15 protein-coding genes are annotated in these 14,718 nt (G+C 43.8%); 3 read left to right on the top strand and 12 right to left on the bottom strand.

Features of this window, described 5'->3' with window-relative positions:
* Positions 1–92: 92 nt before the first annotated feature.
* Positions 93–848: a glucosamine-6-phosphate deaminase gene (locus GKS34_RS20620; RefSeq protein WP_163386884.1), complete on the top strand. Its 756-nt coding sequence runs from the start codon at positions 93–95 to the stop codon at positions 846–848.
* Positions 849–859: 11 nt separating this feature from the next.
* Complete coding sequence (locus GKS34_RS20625; RefSeq protein ID WP_163386885.1) at positions 860–2,182, top strand: sugar MFS transporter; 1,323 nt, start codon at positions 860–862, stop codon at positions 2,180–2,182.
* Here the strand turns inward: GKS34_RS20625 and GKS34_RS20630 are convergent.
* The 12 genes from GKS34_RS20630 to pdeM all read right to left on the bottom strand — a co-directional run bounded on the left by GKS34_RS20630 (position 2,179) and on the right by pdeM (position 13,870).
* Positions 2,179–2,772, bottom strand: a complete 594-nt coding sequence (locus GKS34_RS20630; protein WP_163386886.1) for a nucleotidyltransferase family protein — start codon at positions 2,770–2,772, stop codon at positions 2,179–2,181. The two genes, GKS34_RS20625 and GKS34_RS20630, sit on opposite strands and share 4 nt — an antisense overlap.
* 3 nt (positions 2,773–2,775) lie before the next feature.
* Positions 2,776–4,236 carry an SGNH/GDSL hydrolase family protein gene (locus GKS34_RS20635; protein ID WP_163386887.1) on the bottom strand — a complete coding sequence of 487 codons (1,461 nt, stop codon included), beginning with the start codon at positions 4,234–4,236 and terminating at the stop codon, positions 2,776–2,778.
* Between the two features lie 158 nt (positions 4,237–4,394).
* Complete coding sequence (locus tag GKS34_RS20640; protein WP_240459395.1) at positions 4,395–7,283, bottom strand: TonB-dependent receptor; 2,889 nt, start codon at positions 7,281–7,283, stop codon at positions 4,395–4,397.
* A gap of 436 nt (positions 7,284–7,719) precedes the next feature.
* Entirely contained in the window at positions 7,720–8,058 is a 339-nt protein-coding gene (gene gldC / locus GKS34_RS20645; RefSeq protein ID WP_163386888.1) for a gliding motility protein GldC, read from the bottom strand.
* A gap of 58 nt (positions 8,059–8,116) precedes the next feature.
* On the bottom strand, positions 8,117–8,785 hold the full coding sequence (locus GKS34_RS20650) for a 3-oxoacid CoA-transferase subunit B (protein ID WP_163386889.1): 669 nt from the start codon (positions 8,783–8,785) through the stop codon (positions 8,117–8,119).
* Between the two features lie 9 nt (positions 8,786–8,794).
* Positions 8,795–9,490 (bottom strand): CoA transferase subunit A, encoded by a 696-nt coding sequence (locus GKS34_RS20655; RefSeq protein ID WP_163386890.1) that lies wholly within the window; start codon positions 9,488–9,490, stop codon positions 8,795–8,797.
* Complete coding sequence (locus GKS34_RS20660; protein ID WP_163386891.1) at positions 9,480–10,433, bottom strand: bifunctional riboflavin kinase/FAD synthetase; 954 nt, start codon at positions 10,431–10,433, stop codon at positions 9,480–9,482. The genes GKS34_RS20655 and GKS34_RS20660 overlap by 11 nt, the downstream gene beginning before the upstream one ends.
* Positions 10,420–11,109, bottom strand: coding sequence for a tRNA pseudouridine(55) synthase TruB (gene truB / locus GKS34_RS20665; RefSeq protein ID WP_163386892.1), 690 nt, complete (start codon positions 11,107–11,109; stop codon positions 10,420–10,422). The genes GKS34_RS20660 and truB overlap by 14 nt, the downstream gene beginning before the upstream one ends.
* Positions 11,109–11,903, bottom strand: a complete 795-nt coding sequence (locus GKS34_RS20670; RefSeq protein ID WP_163386893.1) for an undecaprenyl-diphosphate phosphatase — start codon at positions 11,901–11,903, stop codon at positions 11,109–11,111. The genes truB and GKS34_RS20670 overlap by 1 nt, the downstream gene beginning before the upstream one ends.
* Complete coding sequence (locus GKS34_RS20675) at positions 11,903–12,109, bottom strand: DUF3098 domain-containing protein (RefSeq protein WP_163386894.1); 207 nt, start codon at positions 12,107–12,109, stop codon at positions 11,903–11,905. Before GKS34_RS20675 ends, GKS34_RS20670 begins: the two co-directional genes overlap by 1 nt.
* 144 nt (positions 12,110–12,253) lie before the next feature.
* Positions 12,254–13,144, bottom strand: a complete 891-nt coding sequence (locus GKS34_RS20680; protein ID WP_163386895.1) for a cell division protein FtsX — start codon at positions 13,142–13,144, stop codon at positions 12,254–12,256.
* 42 nt (positions 13,145–13,186) lie between these two features.
* Complete coding sequence (gene pdeM, locus GKS34_RS20685; protein ID WP_163386896.1) at positions 13,187–13,870, bottom strand: ligase-associated DNA damage response endonuclease PdeM; 684 nt, start codon at positions 13,868–13,870, stop codon at positions 13,187–13,189.
* A 233-nt stretch (positions 13,871–14,103) separates the two neighbouring features.
* Between pdeM and GKS34_RS20690 the strand changes: the two genes are divergently transcribed.
* Positions 14,104–14,709, top strand: coding sequence for a hypothetical protein (locus GKS34_RS20690; protein WP_163386897.1), 606 nt, complete (start codon positions 14,104–14,106; stop codon positions 14,707–14,709).
* Positions 14,710–14,718: the final 9 nt, after the last annotated feature.

The following is a 14,718-nucleotide window of genomic DNA, read 5'->3' on the forward strand; positions in this document are numbered from 1 at the left end:
TTTTCAGTGAAAAATGTTCGTGTACGTAAATCTATTTGGAAATTCATAGATTTTCTCCCACTTTCAGGCCATAACCTAAAAAAACTAGTTGAATGAATATTTATAAACGTAAAACGCCGGCAGATCTTGGAAAAGCTGCCGGAAAGGAAGCAGCTGATGCCATCCAATCTGCCATCAAACATCGTGGTGAGGCAAATATTATTCTGGCAACCGGTACCAGCCAGTTTGAAACGATCAAAAGCCTGCTGGCTCATAAGGAAATCGATTGGAAGAAAGTAACCATGTTTCACCTGGACGAATACCTGGGGTTGGACATTACACACCCCGCCAGCTTTAGAAAATACCTGAAAGAACGATTTGTCGATAAAGTAGCGCCCTTGAAATCCTTCCATTTCATAGACGGAGAGAAAGACCCGATAAAGGAAACGGAACGATTGGGGAAGTTAATTCGGGAAAACCCAATAGATGTCGCCTTAGTGGGTATTGGTGAAAATGGCCACCTTGCCTTTAATGATCCGCCTGCCGACTTTGAAACCGAGGATCCGTATTTGGTCGTGGATTTGGACGAGGCTTGTAGGAAACAACAGTTTAATGAAGGTTGGTTTCCGGACCTGAATGCTGTTCCCACCCGAGCCATCAGCATGTCCATACGCCAGATAATGAAGTCTAAAAAAATTATTTGTTCCGTACCGGATTCCCGGAAAGCGGAAGCAGTGAAGTCTTCTCTGGAAAATGAGCCAAGTCCTGAATTCCCTGCCAGCATACTACAGCAACATCCGGATTGTTCCCTGTATCTGGATGAAGCTTCTGCCTCACTTTTGGATCCATCCACTGCTGTAAACGATTAGCAAAACCTATCATGCCCAAAACCCAAACCGTAGAGATCGGATCCCTTAACCAAAAGCAAACGTATCAATCTATTGCCATTATTGGTGGCTTGTTTTTCATTTTTGGATTCGTTTCCTGGGTGAACGCCATTTTGATACCTTATTTCAAAATAGCTTGTGAACTGAATAATTTTCAGTCCTATCTGGTAGCCTTTGCTTTCTACATTTCTTACTTCATTTTCTCAATTCCAGCCTCTTATTTGCTCAAAGCAGTGGGGTTTAAAAAGGGGATGATGGTTGGTTTTTGGGTCATGGCTTTGGGTGCCTTTGTGTTTTTGCCTGCTGCAATGGTCCGTACCTACGAACTTTTTCTGTTGGGGCTGTTTTTGATAGGTGCGGGATTGGCGGTTTTGCAAACGGCAGCAAACCCTTACATCACAATTCTGGGACCTAAGGATAGCGCCGCCCAAAGGATAAGTATCATGGGTATCTTGAACAAAGGGGCCGGAATATTAGCCCCTTTGATATTCGCTGCTGTCATTCTTAGGGTTTCAGATGATCAAATCATTTCCCAATTACCCCTTATGGAAGCGTCTGAAAAAGATAGTTTTCTGGATGAACTGGTCAGAAGGGTAATGCTGCCCTATGCGGTTGTGGGAACGGTTTTGGTACTCCTGGGTATTTTGGTGAGAATATCCCCTTTACCGGAGATCAATACCGAAGCAGAAAATGAAACAGTCTCTCAGGCGAATGCCAGCAAATCCTATATCCTTCAGTTTCCCCATTTGATATTAGGAGCGATAGCTATTTTTTTACACGTAGGCACGCAGGTAATTGCCATTGATACCATCATGAGTTATGCCATTTCTATGGACATTTCTTTACTGGATGCCAAAGTTTTCCCTTCCTACACCTTGGCAGCGATGATTGCGGGTTATATTTTTGGTATCATCGTTATTCCCAAATTCCTGTCACAGGTGACGGTACTTAAAGCTTTTACCACCATGGGGCTGTTGTTTACTTTTTGTATCGTTTGGTTGGGAGGAGAAGTTTCTTTTCTGGGGATGCAGGTAGATATTTCCATCTGGTTTGTGGTTTTACTTGGACTGGCAAACTCCCTTGTTTGGGCAGGAATTTGGCCCCTGGCTTTGGACGGACTAGGAAAATTCACCAAACTGGGAGCTTCCATTTTGATAATGGGACTTTGCGGCAATGCGATCTTACCCATGGTTTACGGGTATTTTGCAGATACGGCCGGACTGAGAGAGGCTTATTGGGTACTGGTTCCCTGCTATCTCTACCTCATGTTTTATGCCTTTAAAGGATACCAGATTAGGAAATGGAGCCGTAATTAATCAAAATGCCCCCAATTGGAGTTATTTAATGCCCTCAGGTCATCCGGTGTATCAATGTCAATCTTTGCGACTTCAAGCGATACCACTCCAAGTAGGTCCCGATGGGCATGAAATAATTTTTTAGCCCCCTGTTTGTCTTCCAGTGATAGTAGGCTGGAAAAACAACTTTTATCAAAAAGCGCCGGAACCCCTGGTGAATTTTTGTAAAAGGAAGCTATCATAGGGAGGGTCGTTTCCTTCTTTTTATCCAAAATGGTTTTCAAATGGGTCGTGCTGATCAAGGGCTGGTCGGAAAGGAGTATGAAGACCTGATCGATGGCTGCTAGTTTTTCCAAGGAAGCCAATCCCAGTTTGATCGAACTTCCCATCCCGTTTTTCCATTCACTGTTTCGGATGGTATGTAGTCCTGATACAACGGGTAGGTTAAAAGTATACGCACCTTCGACCACTATAACCGGCCCAATGTCTAGTTCCAGAGCCATTTTTATCGTATTTCCCAATAAAGATTCACCCTGGAATTTCACAAGCTGTTTGGGATACCCCAACCTGCTTGAATTTCCCGCTGCAAGAATGATAATACCGGTACCCATGAGTTACCTGGGTAGGTCATTTCCGATATATGCATTGGGATTAACTTTTGGAATGGTACTTTCCCATTTTTCGTTAATGGATTCTATGAAATGGTTTGCAAGAAAAGCATTAGCTCTGGCATTGGGATGAATGCCATCCGTAGAAAATCCTCCATTTGGGGGGACGATGGAATTGCTAAGAGGAACAGTACCTGCACTGACGGTGCCCAGTGCGACACGGCTCATGAGATCATTTACGTCCACCAATACCAGCCGTTCCGGTTCAGTCGCTACCATAGACTGGATTATTTGGTTGAAGGTGGCTATTTTTTGTTCCATGAGCGATTGTTCGGAGGGCAACAACACAAATTGATCTCCTATAGGAACGGTCACACCTTGAATGGCAGCGCCATTGCCCTCAACTACCTGACCCAAAATTTGTGCCGTAGTAAGGGCTACTTTATCCTCCGGTTTACTTAACCTTATCGATGGTATTCCCATTTCGCGTAGGTCGGTCAGGGTCTTATCCTCTATGACAAATCCATTTTGACCGGCCTGAAAATTGATTTTCCGAAGGTTTTTTTCAGTTTCATCGATCAGTCCCGACTCCGCCACACCATCCAAAACCTGGTTGTACTGCGTGTATGCCCCATTAGCCAGGGAAGCGAGGCTTCCAGAAAGAGGCAATGCATTCCAGGGAACCGTGCTAAAAAAAGGCAAAGTATTAAGATCCGGAATGTTGCCAACGGCACCCTTGGTAGCAGGGTTTGCTCGCAACACGGCTCCCAAAGCCGTCTGATACCTCTGAGAAAATTCCTGATCGCCAGTTAGAAGCTCGGGCACAGCACCACCAGCAATGGCATAAGGAAGGACATCATTTTTTCCCAACCAAAACACGAAAAAAGTGCCTCCATCTGCAAGTGCCGCTACGGCATCTCCGATAAGAGTAGAAGTACCCGGGTTACTGGCAAACCGGGCATAATGTGGGTTGAAAAGGGGATGTTCGGGCTGATTGCTATTACCCGTTTCGGGCACCAGGGCAGCAGCCAGAGACAAACCATTCACGCCAAAATTATTGAGTCCGGATTTATCCCCGGAAAAGGGGGTAATCGGATTGCCCGGAACGATGGGCTCGGGTACCACCCTGCCTCCGTTTACTCTCAAAATTAGTCTTCCCAGGTTTGCACCCGGAGGACTTAGAATAAACGAACCTACTTCCGCATTGATATCTGGTAAATTGAATGGTCCCCCACCGGCAGCTTCCATCTGTTCTGCTAGGATAACGGCAAAGGAATTCTGCTGTGACCTGTTATAAAGGGCACCGTCCATAACTCCCGCCGTAATCGAACTTCCTATGGTAATCATTTTACTAAAATCTGCCTGACCGGGTTGGGGAGTCAGCATGGGATCTTCGGGAAAGGTGTACTGGCAGGAAACCAACCATCCCAAAGGTAGCGTTATCAGAACTGAGAAAATTCGTTTCATCTGTTTATAATTTTTTTTCAACGGTCATAACCTTTCCCGCACCGAAGGTCGGGATAGCCTGTCCCGAATTTTTTCGGGAGAATTTCGCACTTACCTACCGACAGGTGTTTTATTATCATTCCTCTTTGTCTCGCTTGCATCACGCCCGATTTCATGTTTTAGTTGAGCAACTCGTCAAAGGTTATGGAAACGTAATAAATGGCTCCAATGGTAGGCCCTCCGAAATTTAGAAAGTACCGGTTGTTGAAAATGTTCGAGCCGCCCAATTTCACCACTGATTTTAAGCTCTTTAACTTATACGATACATGCGCATCCACATTATGTACTTCCGGTACGTCCCCTCTTGCAAAGGAAGATTCCCAGCGAAATGCGGTCTGGAACCTGTAGGCTACGTTAAATCCCAGGTTTTTAGTGAGTTTTCGGTTACCGAAGTTAATGTTGTATTTATGCTCAGGCGTATTGAATTCGGACAAAAAACCTTCCTCGAAAACCGTGATCATTCGGTTGAAATTATAATTTCCACCAATGGTGTAATCGTTGGGTAGGCTATAAGTAACGCCAATAACCGCACCATGGGCTTTTACCTCTCGGTCTACAATATTGGTGTACGTTTGAAAGGTGTTTTCCTGACCGGGGATGGTTACGGGTGTCAATAGGGTAGGGGCATTGACGGAGTTAATTGCCCCCTGATCGGTGGCCGGTGAAGCTCCTGGATACACTGGTCCCGGAGCTTTGCGTATGGCCGTTTGGGATATAAAATCATTGTAAACATTATAGTAATAAGCCATGTCAATCAATAAGCGGTTATCGGCCAATAAGCCTTTATAGCCCACTTCTATAGAATTGACTTTTTCAGGCCTGAGAGCCGGCAAATCGGTGACTTGCTCCAATAAGTTAGTTGCGGAGGCAGCTACCGGGCTTGCGCCTGATGCCACTGCTTCTGTATATTTCTGAACTGAAGCCAGAGAAAAGGCATTTTCAAAAATAGTGTATTTTTCTCTATAATAGGGCAGGCCGGCAATCAAGCGTGCGGAAACCACATTTAAATCAATGTGCTGGGCCTGGGTGGTCGGCATTCGGAACCCCGTCTGGTAAGAAAGCCGAAAGTTACTGCTTCCCTCCGTAAATACCCCTGAAATCCGGGGACTAAACTGGCCATCAAAATTCTCATTCTTGTCGTATCGGACCGAACCAGTAAGTTTTAATTTTTCCTGAAAAACCCGCTTGGAAGCCTGAGCATAGCCTCCAATTTCTGTCACAGAAATATCATTGCCTTCCACGTCAGCGAAGATAGTTCCGTTGGATCTAAGGTCATAAACCCGATAAGAAGCACCTGCCTGAAGGTCCATAAAATCAATTTCATTTTTGAAATTGTATTGTCCTTCGGCCATATACATTCGAGATCGGTCATTAAACAAAGAGCCCTGCGGAATAAAGTCTGCCCGAATGTTCCTTTCGGCATTTTCAAATTCAGATGTTCCAGGAATAAACCTTCCTTGATCAGCCTGGGTCCTGGCAAACCGGTGGGCTTCCGTTTGTTGACTCGCTGTCCCCATGGTGCCAGGAGCCACCTGCTGTAGGGCAAGGGCACCCATGTAATTCAATGTATATTCTCCAAACCATTGCGCGTTTCCCTTCCATTGTTCATTAATATTGACCCCAGTCAGGTCGGCAATGTAGGAATCCCCGGAATTTTCCCGCGTGGTGTAGGCCCTCACAAAATAGCTGTCTGCCTTTAATTCCAGTTTGTGTTGGGTGATGTTAAAATTATTTAATGAATAACGCTGAGCACCCGTATAGACAGAGGTTCCTGAACCGTAATTCATCGTGTAGGATAATTCTGCCTGGTCATTTACACGGTAATGGATAGCACCACTTACCTTGTAGTTTTTGGCTCCATAGTCCACCAGGTCGCGTTCATCATAACCTGTTCTCGATACAACCTGATCTGGAATGCTGCCAATATAGCCCCCCAACCCCAATGCACTGGCTTGCTGCTGTATGGCACCCACATTTCTCAACAAACCGATATTATTGGCAACCTCATCCCCAAACACATGCACCCTATTTTCACCTGGGTTGAATGGTAAATCTCCTTGTGCCCGCTGGTTGAGATCGGTCTGGTCCGTTCCGTACCAGTCTTCTGCCTCCATAAAGGATGCGCTTAGCTTAAACGCCAGCTTGTTATTAAAGGCCTTGGCATACCGAATGGAGCCCTCAAACATGGGTTGGGGAGAACTTGGCTCACCCGGTCTTCCTCCAAAATGATTCATTCCTTGTTTATAAAAAGCACTCAATCCCTGGTACTCGAACGGACTTTTGCTATTGATCAATAAAATACCGTTAAAGGCATTGGGGCCGTAAAGGGCGGAAGATGCTCCCGGTATAAACTCCACACTCTCCACGTCCAATTCTGAAGGTCCGTTGAGATTGCCTATAGGGAAATTCAATGCCGGAGCCTGGGTATCCATTCCATCCGTCAACTGGACAAACCGGGTATTACCCGTAGAGTTGAAACCCCGCGCATTCAGGATTTGAAAATTAATGGAGGTGCTGGTGACGTCCACCCCTTTGAGGTTAGCGATAGCTTTATAGTAAGTATCACTGGCTGTTTCCCTGATGTCCAGTATGTCCATTTTCTCAATAGTGACCGGAGACTGAAGGATGCTTTCTTCTACCCGGGACGCAGAGACCACGACTTCCTGTCCCAACAAGGTTTGTTCTTCCAATTCGACCTGAAGGTTAGTTACCTCGTTTTCGGTAATTTGAATTTCTCTGGTGGCAAAACCGATCATTGAAAAGACAAGGGTGAGGGGAGGCGATTGGCTGACGGTTAAATTAAAATCACCGTTTAGGTCTGTGATGGTTCCGATAACCTTTCCTTTTACGAGTATGTTGACTCCGATTAAGGGTTCATTGGTTTCGGATTCCGTCACTTTTCCCGAAATAGAGGTGGTGCTTTGGGCGCTTAGTTGGGAAAAAGAAATGAAAAACCCCAGAATTAGTGACCAAAAGCCTGGCCTGAAATACATTGTAACGTTTTTCATGATAAGCTAGGGTTAAAATTTACAGTTCTTTTGATCTTATTTTGATTATTCCATTCAAAATTATCAAAACAGTTGAATTATTTGAGCATTGAATTATAATGAGTCTGTTGATCATTTAACGAAAATTATTAGGGTAAGGTAATAAAAATCCAACATTGTTTTAATTTATGTGACTTCTTAAGGAATGAACCTATCTGGCCAATATCGTTGAAATTAAACGAAAAGGTCCTATTAACGAAACCAGGAATTAGCATCTAACTAACAATTGCTCATTGGTTTCACATCCGCTAGTGAATTTGCTAGAGATTTAGGACGCCTTCAAAACGCCGTTAACAAAAACAAAATTTCGAAGTAGAAATGATTGAGAAATAGTAAATGAAGGAATAAAAAAAGCCCCAAAATATAGGGGCATCGGGTTTTGAGGCTTTTCGGCCTGTTACTTTGATTTGTTTTCTTCGTTGACATGCGTAACCAAGCGGTCGCAAAGCGCTTTTATTTCTTCTGAAAAATACTCGTCTCCGGTACTGTTCAGGATGGTTTGGCCCATGCCGCCTAAAATATCGATGTAGAACCGCTTCATTTCGGCCACAGACATTTCACTGGTCCAAAGGTCGATTCGCAAGGTGCTCTGATTTAAATTATCCCAAACATTCACGCTAATGCTTCTGGTGGATTCCATGCCTTCCGCTTCTTTATCAGATGCGTCCCATTCAATACTTTTGGGGAGGTTTTTATCGTCCAGGGATACGGTGAATTTGATTTCGGATTTTTTCATTTTTGTACGTTTACCTTTTGAGGATGCAAAACTAACAAAGAATACCGAAAGTTGGATACTATTGCTGCTGAAAGCCCGTCATTTCAGGAATTTCACCTTTAATGACCAACCTACCCTCGGTTTTATTTCGGATCTCATCCAGCTCCACACCTGGTGCCCGTTCCAGTAGTTTGAAACCACCCTCCGGAAGAATGCTAAATACGCCCAGGTCTGTAAAAATCTTATGTACGCAACGTACTCCGGTTACTGGGAATTTGCATTGTTTACGTAATTTAGGACTTCCGTCTTTGTGGCAGTGCAGCATGGCTACCAGCAACTTGGCATCTGAAGCAACCAGATCCAGGGCTCCTCCCACCCCTTTTATCAGTCCTGAAGCAATTTTCCAGTTGCTGATGTCTCCATTTTCAGACACTTCAAGGGCCCCCAAAATCGCCATGTCTATGTGCCCTCCACGGATCATGGAAAAAGCCTCAGCAGAATCAAACAAAGAGGAACCCTTGACCATAGAGATGGTCTCTTTGCCAGCATTGACCAAATCAGGATTGATTTCAGATGACCGGGGATAGGGACCGATTCCCAACAATCCATTTTCAGATTGGAGTACTACCTGCAGGTGGTCTGGAATGTAGTTGGCAACCAGGGTAGGTATGCCAATCCCCAAATTGATGTACTGTCCATCTTTAATTTCTCTGGCTATTCGGCAGGCTATTTGTTCTTTGCTTAGCATGGGTAAAAATTAAGGAGAAACGGTGATGTTTTCAATTCTTTTTTCATAACCGGCTCCCTGAAAAATACGCTGCACATAAATACCCGGAGTATGAATTTGATTGGGGTCCAGTTCTCCGGCGGGCACCAATTGCTCCACCTCCGCAATGGTTATTTTGCCAGCTGCTGCCATCAAAGGATTGAAGTTTCTGGCAGTACCCTTATAAATTAAATTTCCGGCAGTATCTCCTTTCCAGGCTTTGACCAGGGCAAAATCCGCCTTGATCCAGCGTTCCAGCAAGTACAAGCGGCCGTCAAATTCACGGATTTCTTTTCCTTCTGCCAACTCAGATCCAATGCCTGCCGGCGTGAAAAAAGCGGGAATTCCTGCACCACCGGCACGAATGCGTTCTGCCAAGGTACCCTGAGGAATGAGTTCGAGCTCCAATTCACCCGCACGGTACTGGTCTTCGAATTCTTTATTTTCTCCGACATAACTGGCGATTAGCTTTTTGATCATTCGTTCTTTCAGCAGCAAACCAACGCCAAAATCATCGACGCCTGCATTATTGGAAATACAGGTAAGTCCTTTTACATTTTTTCCTACAAGCGCTTGTATGCCTGCTTCCGGAATGCCGCAAAGTCCAAAACCTCCCAAAAGGAGTACCGATCCATCAGTGATGTCCCTGACAGCATCTTCGGCATCTTTTACCTTTTTATTTATCATGCGGTTTGATTTTACCCGATCCGAAATAGGCAAGCGCTTGTTGTCGGTCCTTTTGCAATTGTTCTTTCAAAGCCTCTAAATTTCCGAATTTTTTTTCCGGTCTCAAAAATTCCAGAAACTCAACTTCAATGTTTTTTCCATATAAATCACCCTCGAAGTTCAGTACATTCACTTCTATGTTTTTGACTGCACCGGAAACCGTTGGCCTTTTACCTATATTCAGCATTCCTCCATAGCTATCAGAGCCAGTATTTACACGAACAAGATAGGCCCCATCCATGGGGATCAACTTGTTCGATTCTTCAATTTTTATGTTGGCGGTAGGGAATCCCAGGGTGCGACCGATTTGATCTCCACGTATAACTACCCCTTCCAAAGAATATGGTTTTCCAAGAAATTCATTGGCTGTAGCAATGTCACCCGACTCTAGTGCCTTTCTTATTTTGGTGCTGCTAATACCGACATTATCGATGTCCTGACGGGGGATTTCCTCCAACTCAAAATGATAGTCCTTTTGTCGGGCTTTTAAATGGTCAAAGCTTCCTTCTCTACCTTTCCCAAATCGATGATCGTATCCTATTACCAAAATTTTAGTCCGAATCTTTTCAACGAGCACCGAACGGATAAACTCTTCAGAGGGCATTTCTGAAAAATCTTTAGTAAATGGAATAAACACGAGATGATCCACCCCGAATGAGGCCAGCAAGCGACACTTTTCATCGAAGCTGCTTAAAAGTCTGACTCCGTGCTCCTCGGGAAACAATACCATTCTGGGATGAGGCCAAAATGTCACCAATACGGTTTCCCCTTTTATCCTTTGGGCTATCTTATGTATTCTTTTGAGGATTTTTTGATGGCCCAAATGAACTCCGTCAAAGGTACCTATTGTGACCACCGGACGGGTAATCACTGGAAAATCATCAAGAGATTTATAAATTTTCATTCCGCTCTTTATTGATTTTTTCTACCAATTCATCCAATTCCCATGCTTTTTCCAACCTGAATTCCCCAATTGCTGTTCGTTTTAAAGAAGAAAGGTACGCACCTACCCCCAATATTTCTCCCATATCCCGGGCCAAACTTCGGATATAAGTTCCTTTGGAACACTGAATCCGAAAATGGACTTCTGGTAAGGAAATGCGGACAATTTCAAATTTTTTTACCGTTACCGGTCTGGGGTCTAATATAACAGTTATTCCTCTTCTGGCCGATTCATACACCCGTTTACCATCTTTCTTGATGGCTGAGTGACTGGGGGGTATTTGCATGATCTCACCGGTGAGCGATGCTGCAGCCTTTTGGATAGCAGATTCATCCAGAAACGAAGGGTCTGCTACGTTTATCACCTCTCTCTCCAGATCAAATGACTCGGTTGTTTGGCCTAACACGAAGCTTCCCTCGTATTCTTTTTCCTGGGACTGATACCCTTCGATGTTTTTAGTTTCTTTTCCGGCACAGATAATCAGCAGCCCGGTAGCCAGTGGATCCAGCGTGCCGGCATGTCCGACTTTTTTTACTTTAAGTGCGTTTCTGATTTTTTTGACGACATCGAAGGAGGTCCAACGGTAGGGTTTGTTGACTAAAAATACGGCTCCATATGCTTGTTCTTTAGGCCCCATCAAAATACCCAGCCGGAAAGAATGGCCAATAGGCCCACAATGGTACAATACACAGAAAAATAACTGAGTTTACTTCTCCGCACCAATTGAATCATCCAGGTGCAGGCGACCATGCCAGCAATGAAGGCAGCTAAAAAAGCAACTACCATGGTTCCAAATTTTTCGTTTTGGTAACTAAGGGCTCCATCGATAATGTCTTTTCCTATTTTACCCAAAATCAGGGGAACCACCATCAGGAATGAAAATCGAGCAGCCCTGTTTTTATCGATTCCCAGCATCACAGAAGTCGATATGGTTGCCCCGGATCGGGATATTCCTGGTAGCATGGCGACTGCCTGGGCAAAGCCAATAATCAGGGCATGAATATAGGAAACCGGTTTGCCGGTATTTTTTGCGTGATCGGCCAAAAACAGGAGTAAGGCTGTCACCAATAACATAAAGCCCACGAAAACAACCTTCCCCCCAAAAAGCTGCTCCAATTCCTCCTCAAAAAACAATCCGATGAATACTGCCGGAATCATGGACAGAATTATTTTGGCAGAAAACTGCGTTTCTTCGTTATTCTTAAATTGGAAAAGTCCACGAGTAATCTCATAGACATCTTTTCTGAAAACAACCAGTGTGCTCAAAGCGGTTGCAAAATGGACCACTACCGTAAATAATAAACTTTCCTCAGGAACTGAATCTCCGCCAAGCAAGGCAGATGCAATCTCCAAATGGCCACTGGAGGATACAGGTAAAAATTCAGTAAGTCCCTGGACTATGCCCAGAATTACCGCTTCAAAGAATGTCATTAATTGTTCTTTTTATAAAATATGGCGTAAAATTGAAAAAGAAATCCAAACAGCACTACAATCGGGCCTAATGTCAACCCCATAAAACCGAATCCATGTGGCTGCTGATCCAATCCCATGATGACAAAACCTAACACGATAATCGCAATGCCAGTCAACATCAATTGGTAATTTTTTTTGGTAAAAGGTAAATGGTTGTTTTTCATCTGTTTATATTTTTTTTTCAGCGGTCATAACCTGTCCCGCACCGAAGGTCGGGATAGCCTGTCCCGATCTTTAATCGGGAGAATCTTTTATGATTTATGATCATCCCACTAGGTGACGTTCTCGTCATGCTCGATTTCATAATATTAATATAAATCGTCAAGGGACATATTCAGGTATTTGTTTATAGACCGAAAGGTGCTAATCCAGGACATAAAGGCCCCTAATAAAATCAAACTTCCGAAAAGTAAGGCTAATAATTCAGCATCGTATAATAATTGGAGCCCTTCAATAAAATTTTTACCATATTGCATTAAGCCAAAAATAATTCCAGATGCCAATATACCTGCCAATCCTCCGTAAAGAAAAGAGCGCCATAAAAATGGGCGCCTGATAAAACTTTTGGTAGCACCCACCAATTGCATGCTACGGATCAAAAAACGCTGAGAAAATAACGCCAATTTAATCGTATTGCTAATCAAGATAACTACAGTCACTAAAAGTATCAATATCAGCGTACCCATTATTAGACTAACCTTTAATAAGTTTTCATTAATCGAAGCAACCATATCCTGCATGTAGGTTACTTCAAAAACACCAGGAATGGCTTCCAACTCCGCCACGATGGTAGCAATTCCCTCAGTAGTCTGAAACTCTTCGCTAATGGAAAAAGTAAAAGAGTCCCTCAGTGGATTTTCATCCAGAAATTGTGTAAAGTCTTCTCCAACCTCCTCCAGAAAAAGACTGGCGGCCTCCTCTTTTGATGTAAAGTGCATCACCGGTTCCTCGCCCCTTCGAAGTACATAGGGCTTATTTTCTACCTGCTGGAGCAACTGATCTATGGCGTTCTTTTGTAAGTTTTTGGCTAAGAATACCTGTACTTCTATGTTTTCCCTAATCAGGCTAGTCAGCTTTTTGGCCTGAATCATGACGACGCCAAAAATCCCAATCATCAGCAAGGACAGGGTGATGCTGAAAAGCACGCTGGCAAATTTATAGCTCCCCAACCTCGTTTTTTTTCTTTGTTTTCCGCTCATGACAGGTACATATTCGAATCAAAATTACTCAGGTAAATTTACTTAACCAACCTTATTATTTAATTTGATTGGAATCACTGCCTCGCCTGTGGTCACTATGATAAATGAAGCTTTGTCCTGAGGAATAGTCATCAAACCGGTGAACTTACCAAAAGCGGGCATCACCAGGCAATTTTCCTCATAAAAAAAACAAGGTAATCTAATTCGCTGCTTGCTTTTTCCCTTGATAGTAACCCCGGGATGCAGGTGACCGCAAACGTTCAGATATCCTTCCGGAATCTGATCCTGAGGCTCGTGGCTCAACAATAGCTTGCCCAGGAGCAGGCATTTCGGATGAATGGTAAAATGGCTGCTTTGGTACATTTTTTCGGGCAACACATCATGGTTCCCTTTAATTAAATGAAAGGAAACGGCATCATTGAACTGGATGAAATCAAGAATTTGAATCCAGGATTCGTTGTACTCGCTGTGAAACAAATCCCCTAAAAAAATAAATTGCCTGGGTTTGTAGGTTAAAATTAATCGCTGCATGATGGCAAAATCTTCTCCATGTACGGACTCTGGGACAGGAATTCCCGATTTTCGAAAATGGCGCGCTTTTCCGAAATGAGTATCTGCCACCAAAAGGCATTTTTCTTCTTCCAGCCAAAGGGCTTTTTCCTTGAGTAAATGCAGCTGCTTACCCCGCCACTGCCAAATGCAATGTTCGTTCGTTTCTATGGTCAATGGTCGTCTCCGGATTCAATTCCAAAGGTAAGCTGAAAAGTGATGAAAGGAAAAGAAAAATAAGGGCCAGCCTCATTAAAAGTAATTTTTTGCACATTGTTAGGATAAAGCAATAGGAGAAAACTGACATTGGGTATTTTTTGGAATAAAAATTGCAATTGCGGAAATCAGCAATCGTTCCACACCGGCGATCTGAATCCGGAACAAAGACAAGGTTTTATTAGCATCAGTTTATGAAGGTACTCTCAATAATCGCATTCGTTTTCGTATTTCTGACTGTATCTAAGAGTCATTCTCAGGAGTTGGAGCTTAGTGGCGGGCTGACCTATAAGTACTTATTGGGTAAACAGCGTGCGCTTTATGCACCCGTTTTTGGGTTTGAAATTGGAGCAGCCCGACAGGAACAGGCTCCTTTTTCTGCGGATATGATTGCCTGGGGGGCCAATGTGGGTGTTTTCAAAATGCATCGGACGGATAGCGAAGGTGTTGGTCAATCTCAACAAATTGTGGAAACCAAAGCCATTTTTCGGTACGACTATTATTACAATGATTATTTTTCTTTTTTCTATGGAGCCGAGGCAGGGTTTTCCTTTACCACGCTCCAAAGCGATCAGCCGATGATATCCTCAGAAAACAACTCCACTCAGCTCTTTACTCGAGGAATCATTGCTCCAAATGGGGGGATCAACTTTGAAATAAATCGTTACATCGCACTTTATTACAAATTGCAATACGATTTGGGTAAGTATTTTGGACCCCAACCAAACTGGGGCAGTCCTTCTTCCAAATGGAATCACCTTACAACTCAGACCGCTGGTCTTCGTGTAAGGTTCTGGTAGTATCAGGCT

The sequence above is a fragment of the Cyclobacterium jeungdonense genome (assembly GCF_010994275.1).
Taxonomy (GTDB): Bacteria; Bacteroidota; Bacteroidia; order Cytophagales; family Cyclobacteriaceae; genus Cyclobacterium; species Cyclobacterium jeungdonense.

Excerpts from the sequence above, each read along its gene's own strand:
- GKS34_RS20620 (WP_163386884.1), top strand. The coding sequence starts at position 93 with ATGAATATTTATAAACGTAAAACGCCGGCAGATCTTGGAAAAGCTGCC.
- GKS34_RS20625 (WP_163386885.1), top strand. The coding sequence starts at position 860 with ATGCCCAAAACCCAAACCGTAGAGATCGGATCCCTTAACCAAAAGCAA.
- GKS34_RS20630 (WP_163386886.1), bottom strand. The coding sequence starts at position 2,772 with ATGGGTACCGGTATTATCATTCTTGCAGCGGGAAATTCAAGCAGGTTG.
- GKS34_RS20635 (WP_163386887.1), bottom strand. The coding sequence starts at position 4,236 with ATGAAACGAATTTTCTCAGTTCTGATAACGCTACCTTTGGGATGGTTG.
- GKS34_RS20640 (WP_240459395.1), bottom strand. The coding sequence starts at position 7,283 with ATGAAAAACGTTACAATGTATTTCAGGCCAGGCTTTTGGTCACTAATT.
- gldC (WP_163386888.1), bottom strand. The coding sequence starts at position 8,058 with ATGAAAAAATCCGAAATCAAATTCACCGTATCCCTGGACGATAAAAAC.
- GKS34_RS20650 (WP_163386889.1), bottom strand. The coding sequence starts at position 8,785 with ATGCTAAGCAAAGAACAAATAGCCTGCCGAATAGCCAGAGAAATTAAA.
- GKS34_RS20655 (WP_163386890.1), bottom strand. The coding sequence starts at position 9,490 with ATGATAAATAAAAAGGTAAAAGATGCCGAAGATGCTGTCAGGGACATC.
- GKS34_RS20660 (WP_163386891.1), bottom strand. The coding sequence starts at position 10,433 with ATGAAAATTTATAAATCTCTTGATGATTTTCCAGTGATTACCCGTCCG.
- truB (WP_163386892.1), bottom strand. The coding sequence starts at position 11,109 with ATGGGGCCTAAAGAACAAGCATATGGAGCCGTATTTTTAGTCAACAAA.
- GKS34_RS20670 (WP_163386893.1), bottom strand. The coding sequence starts at position 11,903 with ATGACATTCTTTGAAGCGGTAATTCTGGGCATAGTCCAGGGACTTACT.
- GKS34_RS20675 (WP_163386894.1), bottom strand. The coding sequence starts at position 12,109 with ATGAAAAACAACCATTTACCTTTTACCAAAAAAAATTACCAATTGATG.
- GKS34_RS20680 (WP_163386895.1), bottom strand. The coding sequence starts at position 13,144 with ATGAGCGGAAAACAAAGAAAAAAAACGAGGTTGGGGAGCTATAAATTT.
- GKS34_RS20690 (WP_163386897.1), top strand. The coding sequence starts at position 14,104 with ATGAAGGTACTCTCAATAATCGCATTCGTTTTCGTATTTCTGACTGTA.